Below are 13,197 nucleotides of genomic sequence, written 5' to 3' on the forward strand. Positions count from 1 at the left end.
GCCCCGCTCACCGCGGAACGGACGGCCACGGTGCTCGGCGTGGCCCGCACCCGGTCGGTCGGTCGCTTGTTCGGTGTTCGGCAGCGTGACGGTGGCAGCTTCTGTGACGCTGTCCCGGTGAGCGGGGTGCCCGGTGCCGAGGCTGTTGAGCTGCGTGTTCACGGGGTCTCCAGCGCGTCGGCGGAGAGCATCGTCGATCATCCGCTGGTCGTGCGGGTGGCGGGGGATCGGCACGCCGGGTTCTACCGGGTCCGGGAGGGGCTCGGTCGGGCGGGCGGCGCGACCGCCGGGGTGGTGGTGGAGGCGTACCGGTGGGGGGCGCTGACCGCCGGGGTGGCGGTGCGGACGGCGTCGATGCTGCTGCTGTTGCCGTTCATGCTGGGCAACCTCACGGTCTGGCTGCGCCCCACGTTGGCGGATCGGTTCGGCCTGCTCGGCGGGTTGTGTCGCCTGCTCGCGGGCTCGCTGACCGTGGCGTTCACGCTGGCGCTGGTCGGGGTGACCATGAACCTGCCCGGCTGGCAGTGCGTCCCGTACGTGGAGTGCCGGGACGGCAGGCCGTACCTGTCCTGGCTGGTGGCGTTGCCGATGGGCCCGCGCCTGGCGGTGCTGGCACTGGTGCCGTTGCTGGCGTTGCGGGTGTTCTGGGCCGTCGGCGCGCGGTCGGCGCGTGCCCTGGAGGGCTTCGGCGCGGCCCCGCCGCAGGAGCGGCTGCCGGAGTCGACCGGGAGCCTCGCCGCACCCGGGATCTGGCACGACGAGCGGATGACGTCGTGGCTGCGTCAGATCCATGTCGGGCTGGGTGCCGGCGCTGTTCACGTCAGCCTGGTCGTCGCGGTGTCACACGGCCGGTGGAACAGCCTCGCCGTCGCACTGCTCGGCGTCACCGGCGGACCCGTGGTGCTCTGCGCGGCGCTGCTGCTGGTGACCGTGAGCGTGCGGTGGGCCGGCCCGCTGCGACGCCTGCTGTGGATCCTCGTCGCGGTGGCCACCGTGTCGAGCCTCGGGTACGCCGTGTCCCGGCGGGACGTGCCGGTGGTGGTCGGGCAGATGCCCGGCTACGAGGGCGCGGTCGCCGGGCTGGTCGCGGCGCAGGGACTGCTGCTGGTCCTGATCGCCGCGGTGACGCTCGCGCGGCAGCACGCCCGGCCGGCCGCCCCGCGCGCACTGCTGCGAGGGCTCGGCACGCCGCTGGTGGCGGCGATGTCGGTCACGGTCACCTCCGCCTACACCACCACGCTGGTCTTCCGGACCGCCGACCAACTCGACCGGGGTCACATCCCCGACCCGATCCGGCCCAGCCCGCCCGCGCTGGGCCCGCTGGAACCGCCGGTGGCGTACTGGTGGGCCGCGCTCGCCGGGCTGACCGCGTTGCTTGTCGTCACCGCGGCGGTCGCCGTCACCCTGCCCGCCGCCCGGCGCCGGCGGCGGGCGTACGCGCGGCGCGTGGTCGAGCGGGACTACCCCGACGCGCCCGCCTCGGCGGCGCCCCGGCTCGACGCGGTCCGCGAGACGGTCGCCCGCTCCTTCGTCACCGAGGAACTCGGGCCGACCCTGGTCGCCTTCTTCGTGGTCTCCTCGCTCGGGCTCGCCACCGTGGCGCTCGACCTCGTCGGGATCGGCCCCACCCAACTCGCCGCCCGCCTCAACCGGCGCCACGACGTCCTCGCCGTGTTCACCGCGTACGTCACCGACGTCGGCATCTGGATCATCAGCCTCCTCGTCGTCGGACTGCTGATCCTGGCCTACCGCGCGTACCGGTCGCCGGAGACCCGCCGGCTCGTCGGCGTGTTGTGGGACCTGGGCACGTTCTGGCCCCGTACGGTGCACCCGTTCGCGCCGCCCTGCTACGCGGCGCGGGCCGTGCCCGAGCTGACGCGGCGGGTGTGCGCCCTGGCCGCGCACGGGCCCGTGGTGATCTCCGGGCACAGCCACGGCTCGGTACTGGCCGCCGCCACCGTCCTGCAACTGCCGTCCGAAGCTCTGCCACGGGTCGCGTTGCTGACCCACGGCAGCCCCCTGTACCGGATCTACGCCCGCCTCTACCCGGCCTACCTCGGCGAACGGGTGCTGTGCGAGCTCGGTGAGCGGATCGACTGGCGGTGGCGCAACCTGTGGCGCGACACCGACCCGATCGGCGCCCCGATCTTCGGCCATCCCGACCTCACACCCGGCGTGCCGCCGGAGGCGGCAACGGTCGACGTGCGGCTGCGGGATCCGCGCGGCGTCACCGTGGAGCCCGCGGACACCGTCCCGCCCCCGGTGGAACGCCACTGGCCCTACCACACGCAACCGGAGTACCAGGACGCTGTCCGGCTCCTGGTGGGCAGGATCGGTGGTCGTGCGCCATAGGTGCTCGCAGGAGGATCACGCCGGTGAGCACCGGGAGTGCCGCCGGCAGACGGACCTGACAGCCCGGCTTCCGGCGGTTGACGTCCCGGTCCCGGCGTGCGAGCGGTGACCGGGACCGCGCCGGCGGCTCACAATAGCCGGCGGCGGGTCAGGACCCGGAAGGCCAGGTAGCCCGGTGGCACCGGGAGCCAGAACGTCGCCAGGCGGTAAATCAGGGTGCCCGCGACGGCGGCGTCCAGCGGCAGCCCGTAGAGCAGCAGGCCGGAGACGAGCGCGGCTTCGGTGGCGCCGAGCCCGCCGGGGGTGGGCGCGGCGGACGAGACGCCCTCACCGACGAGGCAGACCAGGAGCACCTGTGGCAGGTGCGCCAGCGGGACCGGCCCGGTGGCGAGCAGCGCGAGGTAGAGACAGAGGCCGTAGGTGAGGGTGAGCGCCGTCGACGCGACGACGAGCCACCGCAGCCCGTGCTGGTGGCGCAGTTCGCGCAGCGCGGTCACGACCTTGCCGGCCGCCGCGCGTCCGCGCCGCCGGATCCGGGGTACGGCGAGCACCGCGGCGAGGACCAGCAGCACGGCCAGGGCGCCCAGCAGCAGCGGCAACGCCCTGCTCGCGTCATGGGTGAGGATGCGGGCGGGCTGCCGGGCGAACGGCAGCAGCACCGGCAGCAGCAGCACGACCGAGAACACCCCGGCGATGCGGGAGACGGCCACGGCGGTGCCCGCTTCGGCGGCGACGAGTCCCTTCTGGTGCAGGTAGCGCAGGCTGAGGGCGGCGCCGCCGAGGCTGCCGGGCGCCAGCCGGTTGGCGAACGACGCGGCGACCTGCACCAGGGTGGCCTCGCCCAGCGGGATCCGGCCGGCTGCGGCCAGCCGGAGCACGTGGCCGCTGAGCAGGTAGGTCAGGGCGGAGCTGAGCAGCGTCGCGGCGACCGCGACCGGGTTGGCGTGCCCGATCAGACGCACGGCGGTGCGGATCTCGCCGAGCCGGGGGAGCAGCAGGTGCACGATCAACCCCAGCACCAGCAGCTCCAGGACGGCGCGGCGGCTGATCCGGACCACCTTCGCCGCCGGGCGGTCGCGGTCGGGGCAGCGGCGCAGGATCTCCCGGCGTAGGCAGGTCAGCATGCCGGGACGGCCGCGCAGGGCGGCTCGGCCGGCGCGGGACAGCACCGCAGGTTGCAGGAACGGCACGCTGTCCGCGACCGACGCGACGCCCAGGCGGTCGATCGCCGCGGCGACCACGCTGGCCGGGTCGACCCGAGTGGACAGGGCGACCATCAGCTCGACGACGTCGCGGGCCCGCTGCTCGGCCGAGGCGTCGTCGGCGCCGAAGCCCAGGTCCACCAGGTGGGTGCGGTCCCGGCCGACGAGCACGTTCGCGGCGCGCAGGTCCCGGTGCGCGATGCCCGCCCGGTGCAGCCGCGCCACCTGTTCCCAGGCGTCGCGTACGGCGGCGAGCGGGACCGGCCCGACGACGGCGTGCAGCGGGGCGGCGTCGATGAACTCCTGCACCAGGACAGCGTCGTCGCCGGGCATCGCGGCGGTCGTGACGACGGCCGGTATCCGGACCCCGGCGCGCTCGGCCAGCAGGGTCAGGCACGTCTCGTGTTCGCTCTGCTGGCGGGCGCTCAGGTAGGGCGGCGCGTCGGCCAGGTGGCGGTAGCGCATCCGCCGGTAGAGCTTGTAGACCCAGTCCGCGTCGCGTTGCTCGCCGCCGGTCACCTTGACGAACAGTTGTCGCCCGTCGGTGGTGACCGCCTGCCACGGTTGCGAACCACGGGCGTCGCCGTGGATCGGCGTCAACCGCACCGCCTCGAACCCGCGTCGTCGCAGGGCCGCCCGCAGGGCGGGCACCGACCGTTGCGGCCCGACCTCGCCGACCAGGAGCCGGGTCAGACACACCGCGAGCCAGCCGACGAGGACGCCGCCGACCACGTCGATCGGCAGGTGCGCCCCGACGTGGATCCGGGCGACGGCGACCAGCCCGATCATCGTCCAGGCCGCGCGGTGCCACCGGGGGCCGCCGGCCCGCGCGGCGACGAGCGCCAGGGCGGTGGCGACCGCGACGTGTCCCGACGGGTACCCGAGGCGTCCGGTGATCGTCTCGCGCAGGACCACGTCGGTCAGCAGTGCCGCGGGCCGCTGCCGGGCGACAGTGGCCTTGACGGCGGTCGCGAGCCAATAGGCCAGGTTTCCGGCCAGCAGGAGAGTCCACGCGGTGCCGATGCGGCGCGCGATGACCGCTGCGGCGGCGGCGACGAACACCGCCGGGTACGAGCCGAGCTGCATGACCAGGACCAGGACCGGGGTCAGCCCGGCGGGGAGGTGGTTGAGCAGGGTGAACAGGTCCCGCTCCCAGCGAGGCACCCGGTGGCTGCGTACGGCGGCGCTGAGCGCCGCCAGCAGGCATGTCGAGGCGGTCAGGCTGACCAGCAACGCCGGTGACGGGCGATGCGTACGTGCTCCCACCGGTCCTCGGCCGCCCCTCGTCCGGCACCGTCCCTGCCGTCGACCCGAACCCTACGGTTCGTCCGCCCATCGGAGGCGCTCCTTCCGCACCGGCCACCCCGTCGGGGCGACAATCAGCGGGTGGACAGGTTCGTGGCGGTGCTCGTCGGGCTGCCGCCGCTGCTCGTCCTGACCCTGGTGATCGTCCTGCCGGCCCTGGAGTCGTCGACCCTGCTCGGGCTGGTCGTGCCCGGAGAGACGGCGATCCTGATCGGTGGCCTGGTGGCCCACGGTGGCGCGCTGCCGCTGTGGGCGGTGGTCGCCGGTGGCGCGGCCGGGGCCTGCCTCGGCGACCAGGTCGGCTACGCCCTGGGCCGACGGTACGGCCCGAGCGTGCTCGCCCACGCCCCACGGGTGCTGCGCCGACGCGTCGACCTCGAGCGGGCCCGCCGCCTGGTCGCCCGGCGCGGTGCGTGGGCGGTCGTCACCGGACGCTGGGTGGCGGTGCTACGGACCGTGGTTCCCCTGATCGCCGGCACCGGCGGGATGCGCTGGCCGGTGTTCCTGCGGGCGAACCTGGTCGGCGGGCTGCTCTGGGCCGCGGCGGTGGCGACGCTGGGCTACCTGGGCGCGGCCTCCTATCGCTATCTGGAGCGGGAACTGGGCATCGGCGAAGGGGCCCTGCTGGCCCTGGTCGGCGTCGTCGTGGCGCTGCGCGCGTGGCGGCGGGCCCGCCGGGGGTCGGCCGGTGAACGCCCCGGCCGACCGCCCGCGCGCGGTGGGGCGGATCGGTAGCGCGGTGGGCCGGACGTTCCGTGTCGGACCCGACGGGTAACGTGCCGGGCGGCATGAACTGTTGCGAGGTGCCTCACCGGTGGTGGGGAGAATCGGGAAGCCGGTGCGACTCCGGCACGGGCCCGCCGCGGTAACCAGGGAGCTGCCGCCCACGCGCACCTTGTGCGCAGCCACTGGCCGACGGGCTGGGAAGGCGGGCGGGCCGGTGTCGATCTGGAAGTCCGAAGACCGGCCTCGCGTCGTCAGCCCCACCTCCGGTGGGGCATGAGCGCAGCGGGAGCCTGCCCATGACCAGCGACATCTACGACGTGATCCACCGCCGCCGCGACGTGCGTGGCCAGTTCACCGGCGAACCCCTCGCCCCCGGCGTCCTCGACCGCGTCCTCGCCGCGGCGCACGCCGCACCGAGTGTCGGGCTGTCCCAGCCGTGGGACTTCATCGTGATTCGTGACCGGGGCCTCCGCGAAGCGTTCCACCGGCACGTCCACGCCGAGCGCGACACGTTCGCCGCCTCCCTCGACGCCGAGGGTGCCCACCGATTCTCCCGCATCAAGATCGACGGCATCCTGGAATCCACGCTGTCGGTCGTGGTGACCTACGACCCCGACCGCGGCAGCCCGGCGGTCCTGGGCCGGCACGCCATCGCCGATGCCGGCCTGTACTCCGTGTGCCTGGCCATCCAGAATCTCTGGCTGGCCGCCACCGCCGAGAACCTCGGCGTCGGGTGGGTGTCGTTCTACCGCGAACCGTTTCTCCGGCAACTGCTCGCCATCCCGGCCGGCATCCGACCCGTCGCCTGGCTCTGCCTCGGCCCCGTCACCCATCTCGAAGCGGTACCCGACCTCGAACGGCACGGCTGGCGTCACCGCCGCCCCTTGCGCGCGGCGACACACCACGACCGCTGGAACCCCGAATCCGCCACGAGCTGACGGCTGTCCGACCCGGCCTGGAGTCGGTGTCCAGGCCGGGTCGGACAGCCGTGACGACGGTCCACCCGAAGTCACTAATGGACACATTTCGATGGAATGGTCGCGCCCGCCCGTGGTGGGCGGGGCGTTGACCGGGGGTCGGGGGGTGTGGCAGCATTCGCGGCCTGACGGCAGTGAAGGAAGCCGGTGCGATTCCGGCGCGGTCCCGCCACTGTCACCGGGGAGTGATCCCCCCTTGCGTGTCACGGCCGTGTGCGTGCGGTTGGAAGGCCGGGGGTGAACGTCGATCCGGGAGCCAGGATACTTCGGCCGTCGGACGTACCCCAGGGCGTGGACACCCGAGGAGGACCCGATGACGCACGGCGTCTCATTGATCGACGAACATCGTCATGACCCGCACGCCGGACGCTCCGCCGCACCCGTCGCCGGCCACGTCGCCGGCCGTGCCGGCGCACCAGTCTCCGGCTGTGACGGCGTGCGCCGTGTCGGCGCACCCGGGACCGTTCACCCTCTCGACCGGGCCGCGTACCCCCGGCGTTGACCGCTCACCGACCCGCGTCCCGGTGAGCCGCGCCGCGGGTCGCCGTACCCGCTGACGTCGCTCCCATCCCGCTTCGCCCCGGTCGCCTCCGCATGACCCCGGGCGTCACCCTCCGGAGCCTCTCGTGCGCATCCTGTTGCTGTCCACCGCCGACACCGATCTGCTGGCCGCCCGCGCCAGTGGCGCCGACTACCGGCTCGCCAACCCCGCGCGGGTCGACGCCGACGCGGTACCCGCGCTCGTCGACGGCGTCGCCCTTGCCGTCGTACGCCTGCTCGGTGGCCGGCAGGCGTGGCCGGACGGGCTGGCCGCCGTGCTGGCCAGCGGCGTGCCCACGGTGGTGCTCGGCGGCGAGGCGCTGCCCGACGCGGAGCTGATGGCGGCCTCCACCGTGCCGCCGGGCGTGGTCAGCCAGGCTCTCGCGTACCTGGTCGAGGGCGGCCCGGCGAACCTGGGGCAACTGGCCCGGTTCCTGTCCGACCGGGTGCTGCTCACCGGCGAGGGCTTCGCCCCGCCCGCGCCCGCTCCGGCCTACGGCGTGCACGGCGATCCGGAGATCGCCCCCGGCCGACCCACGGTGGGGATCGTCTTCTACCGGGCACACGCGCTGGCCGGCAACACCGGCTTCGTCGACGTGCTCGCCGGCGCGGTACGGGCCGCCGGCGGGAACGCGCTGCCGATCTTCTGCGGCTCGCTGCGGGGGCTGACCGCCGGCGCCGGGCCGCTCGGGCTCTTCGGCCGGTGCGACGCGCTGCTGGTCACCGTGCTCGCCGCCGGTGGCGCGGTGGCCGCGGACGCCTCCGGCGGCGGCGACGAGGACGCCTGGGACGTCGGCGCCCTCGCGGCCCTGGACGTGCCGGTGATCCAGGCCCTCTGCCTGACCAGCACCCGCGAGCAGTGGGCCGGCAGCGACGCCGGACTGTCCCCGTTGGACGCCGCCATGCAGGTGGCCATCCCCGAGTTCGACGGCCGGATCATCACCGTGCCGTTCTCGTTCAAGCAGATCGACGCCGACGGGCTCTCGGTCTACGCCGCCGATCCCGAACGGGCGGCCCGGGTGGCCGGCATCGCGGTACGCCACGCCCGGCTGCGGCACGTGCCCCCCGCCGAGAAGCGCGTCGCGGTGGTGCTCAGCTCGTACCCGACCAAGCATTCCCGGGTCGGCAACGCGGTCGGTCTGGACACCCCGGCCTCCGCCGTCCGGCTGTTCGCCGCGTTGGCCGACGCCGGCTACCACCTGGGCGACGCCCCGGTGCCCGACGACGGCGACGCCCTGATCCATGCGCTGATCGCCGCGGGCGGCCACGACGTGGAGTGGCTCACCCCGGAGCAGCAGCTCGCCGCCGAGGCCCGGATCCCGGGGTCGACGTACCGGCGGTGGTTCGACGAGGTGCCCGCCGCGCTGCGCGAGCGGATGCGCGAGCACTGGGGCGAGCCGCCCGGCGAGCTGTACACCACCGGCGGGGACATCATGCTGGCCGGGCTGCGCTTCGGCAACGTGATGCTGCTGATCCAGCCGCCGCGCGGCTTCGGGGAGAACCCGATCGCCATCTACCACGACCCGGACCTGCCGCCCAGCCACCACTACCTGGCCGCGTACCGCTGGCTCGCCGCGCCGGTCGCCGACGGTGGGTTCGGCGCGGACGCCGTGGTGCACCTGGGCAAGCACGGCACGTGCGAGTGGCTGCCCGGCAAGGGGCTCGGCCTGGCGGCGGACTGCGCCCCCGACGCGGTCCTCGGCGAGCTGCCGCTGGTCTACCCGTTCATCGTCAACGATCCCGGTGAGGGCACCCAGGCCAAGCGGCGCTCCCACGCCGTCGTGGTCGACCACCTGGTGCCGCCGATGGCCCGCGCCGAGACCTACGGCGACCTGGCCAAACTGGAGCAACTGCTCGACGAGTACGCCACCGTGCAGGCCCTCGACCCGGCCAAGGTGCCCACCGTGCGGGCGCAGATCTGGGACCTGGTGTGCGCCGCCGAACTGCACCACGACCTGCACGCCGAGGCGATGCCCGACGCCGACGACTTCGACGACTTCGTGCTGCACCTCGACGGCTACCTCTGTGAGGTCAAGGACGTGCAGATCCGCGACGGGCTGCACATCCTCGCCGCCGCACCCACCGGCGAACCGCGGGTCAACCTGGTCCTCGCGGTGCTGCGTGCCCCGCAGGTCTGGGGCGGCACCCGCGCCCTGCCCGGCCTGCGGCAGGCCCTCGCCGGCGCGTACGGGCTCGACGAACAGGCGCTGCTCGCCTCGCCGGGCCAGCGCCTGGCCCTGCCGGCGGCGCTCACCGACGTCGTGGACGGGCCGTCCGCCACCGCCGCCGACGCCGTCGACCTGATCGAGGCGATGGCACGCCGGCTGGTGGTCGGCATGGAGACCCTCGGGTGGGACGTCGAGGCGGTCGAGGCGGTGGTCGCGGAGGTGACCGGCCGGCCCGTGCCGGACGCCGCCGCGGTGCTCCGCTTCGCCGCCACCGAGGTGGTGCCCCGGCTGGCGCGGACCACCGACGAGCTGGCCAACACGCTCGGCGCCCTGGACGGCCGCTTCGTGCCGCCCGGCCCGTCCGGCTCTCCCACCCGGGGGCTGGTCAACGTGCTGCCCACCGGTCGCAACTTCTACTCCGTCGACCCCAAGGCCATCCCCAGCCGCAACGCCTGGGACGTCGGCGTGGCCCTGGCCGACTCGCTGCTCGCGCGGCACCTCGCCGACACCGGCGCGTATCCCCGCTCGGTGGGGTTGACCGTGTGGGGCACCAGCGCCATGCGTACCCAGGGCGACGACATCGCCGAGGTGCTGGCCCTGCTCGGCTGTCGACCCGTGTGGGACGACCGGTCGCGGCGGGTCACCGGCGTCGAGGTGGTGCCGACCGCGGAACTCGGCCGGCCCCGCGTCGACGTCACGGTCCGCATCTCCGGGTTCTTCCGCGACGCGTTCCCGCACGTGGTGGCGCTGCTCGACGACGCCGTCCGGCGGGTGGCCGCGCTGGACGAGCCGGACGCGGAGAACTTCGTCCGCGCGCACGTCGCCGCCGACCTGGCCGAGCACGGCGACGAGCGGCGGGCCACCACCCGGATCTTCGGCTCCCGACCGGGCGCGTACGGCGCGGGTCTGCTGCCGCTGATCGACGCCCGGACCTGGCGCAGTGACGCCGACCTCGCCGAGGTGTACGCGGTCTGGGGTGGCTACGCCTACGGCCGTGGCCTCGACGGGCGGGAGGCGCGCGTCGACATGGAACGCTCGTTCGCCCGGATCGCGGTGGCCGCGAAGAACCAGGACACCCGCGAGCACGACATCGTCGACTCCGACGACTACTTCCAGTACCACGGCGGGATGGTGGCGATGGTCCGCCACCTCACCGGCGCCTCGCCCGAGGCGTACGTGGGTGACTCGGCGATGCCGCACGACGTGCGCACCCGCACGTTGGGCGAGGAGACCCGGCGGGTGTTCCGGGCCCGGGTGGTCAACCCGAAGTGGATCGCCGCCATGCGCCGGCACGGCTACAAGGGTGCCTTCGAGCTGGCCGCCACCGTGGACTACCTGTTCGGCTACGACGCCACCGCCGGGGTGGTCGACGACTGGATGTACGAGCACCTGGCCGCCGCCTACGTCTTCGACGACGTCACCCGCGACTTCCTCGAGCGGTCCAACCCGTGGGCGTTGCGTGGCATCACCGAGCGGCTGCTGGAGGCCGCCGACCGGGGGCTGTGGGCCCAGCCGGAGCCGGCCACCCTGGACCGGCTCCGCGACACGTACCTGGCCAGCGAGGGCGACCTGGAGGAACGGCAGTGAGCGCGAGGAGTGAGCCGGGTTTGCGAGCCCCGCAGTCGCGAACCGAGGAGGCACCGTGAGCACCTATCCGTTCAGCGCCGTGCTCGGCATGGACGACATGCGGCTGGCGCTGCTGCTCAACGCCGTCTCCCCGGCGATCGGCGGGGTGTTGGTGCGGGGCGAGAAGGGCACCGCCAAGTCCACTGCCGTGCGGGCCCTCGCCGGTCTGCTGCCGCCGGTGCGCCGGGTGGCGGGCTGCCGGTTCGGTTGCGACCCGGCCGCGCCGGACCCGACCTGCCCGGACGGCCCGCACCCCGCCGGCGTGGCCGCCGAGACCGCGCCGGCCCGGCTGGTCGAGCTGCCGGTCGGCGCCGCCGAGGACCGGGTGGTCGGCTCGCTGGACCTGGAGCAGGCCCTCGGCCGGGGGGTACGCGCCTTCGAGCCGGGTCTGCTGGCCGCCGCGCACCGCGGCGTGCTCTACGTCGACGAGGTCAACCTGCTGCACGACCACCTGGTCGACCTGCTGCTCGACGCCGCCGCGATGGGCCGCAGCCACGTCGAGCGGGAGGGCGTCTCGGTCAGCCACGCCGCCCGGTTCCTGCTCGTCGGGACGATGAACCCGGAGGAGGGGGAGCTGCGTCCACAACTGCTCGACCGGTTCGGGCTCACCGTCGAGGTCGGCGCCAGCCGGGACCCGGCGGTCCGGGTCGAGGTGGTCCGTCGCCGGCTGGCCGCCGACGCCGACCCGGCCGGCTTCGCCGCCCGCTGGGCCGCCGCCGACGCGCGGACCGCCCGACAGGTGGCCGACGCCCGGCACCGGCTCGCCCGGGTGCGGCTGCCGGACTCCTCGCTGCGCCAGATCGCCGAGGTCTGCGCCGCGTTCGACGTGGACGGGATGCGCGCCGACATCGTCACCGCCCGTACCGCGATGGCGCACGCGGCCTGGCACGGGCGGGACCGGGTGACCGTCGACGACGTCCGGGTGGCCGCCCGGCTGGCCCTGCCGCACCGGCGTCGCCGCGACCCGTTCGACACCCCCGGTCTGGACGACAAACGTCTCGACGAGGCGTTGCGGCGCGCCCAGGACGAGCATCCCGACGACCCGGACGACGGCGGCACCGACGGCCGCGGTCCGGACGGCGGCGGCCCGCAGGACGGCGGCCCGGGTGGTCCGGCCGGCTCGGACGGGCCCGCCGGGGACGGTCCTGGTTTCGGCGGGGACGGCCCGGACGGGCGCGGCGGAGACCCGGACGCCGGGGACGGCCGTGGTCTCGACTCCGCCGGGCGCGGCGCCGACGGCGCCGACCGACGTGGACCCGGTGGGGGTGCGACCGGCGGGAACGGCGGGTCACCCGATCCCGTCGGGGGGCCGGCGGACGGCGGGGACGGGCGGACCGACGCTGGTCGCCCGGGCGGCGGCGACGACCCGCGCCGGGGCCGACCCCGTCCGGACGACGCCGGTGCGGGCGCTCAGCCGGTGGCCGTACCCCGGGGTGGGCTGAAGGCCCGGCTGCTCACCGCGCCCGGGGTGGGGGACGGGGTGCCCGGTCGGCGGTCCCGCGCCCGTACCGGGCGAGGTCGCACCACGGGCGCCCGGGTGCCGGCCGGTCCGGTGACCGCGCTGCACCTACCGGCCACGGTCCGCGCGGCTGCGCCGCACCAGGCGGCCAGGGGCCGCCTCACCGGTCCGCTGCGGCTGCGTCGGGACGACGTGCGCGAGGCGGTCCGGGAGGGACGCGAGGGCAACCTGGTGCTGTTCGTGGTGGATGCCAGCGGGTCGATGGGGGCCCGCGAGCGGATGACGGCCGTCAAGGACGCGGTGCTCGCCCTGCTCACCGACGCGTACCAGCGGCGGGACAAGGTGGCGGTGATCGCCTTCCGGGGTGCCGGGGCACAGACCGTGCTGCCGGCCACCTCGTCGGTGCTGGCCGCCTCGCTCCGGCTGGCCGAGATGTCCACCGGCGGGCGTACCCCGCTGGCGGAGGGCCTGCTCGCGACGGCCGACCTGCTGCGTCGGGAACGGCTGCGCGACCCGAAGCGCCGCCCCCTGGTGCTCATCGTCACCGACGGCCGGGCCACCGCCGGCTCGCGCCCGTTGGAGCGGGCGGCCGCGGCGGCGGCGCTCCTTGCCGCCACCGGCGCACCCTGCGTGGTCGTCGACTGCGAATCGGGCCCCGTTCGCCTACACCTGGCCCGCCGCCTGGCCGTCCAGCTCAGTGCCCCCCACCACCTGCTGAACGCCCTCACCCACCCTCTCGCCCGCGATCGTGCACTTGCTGCGCCGGCATAGCGGACGAAGCGCACACATGGCGGACCGAAATCGCAAGATCGCGGGAGTGGTCGCGGGGATGACGACGAGGA

Annotated in this window: 5 protein-coding genes, 1 pseudogene and 2 riboswitches; of the genes and pseudogenes, 5 read left to right on the forward strand and 1 reads right to left on the reverse strand. The window is 75.0% G+C overall.

Annotation, left to right across the window (positions count from 1 at the left end; translation table 11 throughout):
• Positions 1–117 precede the first annotated feature (117 nt).
• Positions 118–2,352 carry a hypothetical protein gene (locus VKK44_RS09290; RefSeq protein WP_343446450.1) on the forward strand — a complete coding sequence of 745 codons (2,235 nt, stop codon included), beginning with the start codon at positions 118–120 and terminating at the stop codon, positions 2,350–2,352.
• A gap of 128 nt (positions 2,353–2,480) precedes the next feature.
• Here VKK44_RS09290 and VKK44_RS09295 read toward each other — a convergent pair whose 3' ends face one another.
• Positions 2,481–4,820 carry a lysylphosphatidylglycerol synthase domain-containing protein gene (locus tag VKK44_RS09295; RefSeq protein WP_343446451.1) on the reverse strand — a complete coding sequence of 780 codons (2,340 nt, stop codon included), beginning with the start codon at positions 4,818–4,820 and terminating at the stop codon, positions 2,481–2,483.
• Between the two features lie 120 nt (positions 4,821–4,940).
• Here VKK44_RS09295 and VKK44_RS09300 point away from each other — a divergent pair, with 120 nt between their 5' ends.
• From VKK44_RS09300 to VKK44_RS09315, 4 genes and pseudogenes are all read left to right on the forward strand, one after another.
• Positions 4,941–5,594, forward strand: a complete 654-nt coding sequence (locus tag VKK44_RS09300) for a DedA family protein (protein WP_343446452.1) — start codon at positions 4,941–4,943, stop codon at positions 5,592–5,594.
• Positions 5,595–5,643: 49 nt separating this feature from the next.
• Positions 5,644–5,845, forward strand: a riboswitch (cobalamin riboswitch).
• A gap of 36 nt (positions 5,846–5,881) precedes the next feature.
• Positions 5,882–6,523: a 5,6-dimethylbenzimidazole synthase gene (gene bluB / locus VKK44_RS09305; protein WP_343446453.1), complete on the forward strand. Its 642-nt coding sequence runs from the start codon at positions 5,882–5,884 to the stop codon at positions 6,521–6,523.
• A 176-nt stretch (positions 6,524–6,699) separates the two neighbouring features.
• Positions 6,700–6,829, forward strand: a riboswitch (cobalamin riboswitch).
• Between the two features lie 359 nt (positions 6,830–7,188).
• On the forward strand, positions 7,189–10,857 hold the full coding sequence (cobN, locus tag VKK44_RS09310; RefSeq protein WP_343446454.1) for a cobaltochelatase subunit CobN: 3,669 nt from the start codon (positions 7,189–7,191) through the stop codon (positions 10,855–10,857).
• A pseudogene (locus VKK44_RS09315) lies at positions 10,854–13,126 on the forward strand (VWA domain-containing protein). The gene cobN and the pseudogene VKK44_RS09315 overlap by 4 nt, the downstream one beginning before the upstream one ends.
• Positions 13,127–13,197 lie beyond the last annotated feature (71 nt).

Origin of the sequence: Micromonospora sp. DSM 45708 (assembly GCF_039566955.1) — a bacterium.
Classification (GTDB): domain Bacteria; phylum Actinomycetota; class Actinomycetes; order Mycobacteriales; family Micromonosporaceae; genus Micromonospora.

Bases quoted from the DNA above. Each gene is read 5' to 3' on its own strand.
- bluB (WP_343446453.1), top strand. From the start codon at position 5,882: ATGACCAGCGACATCTACGACGTGATCCACCGCCGCCGCGACGTGCGT.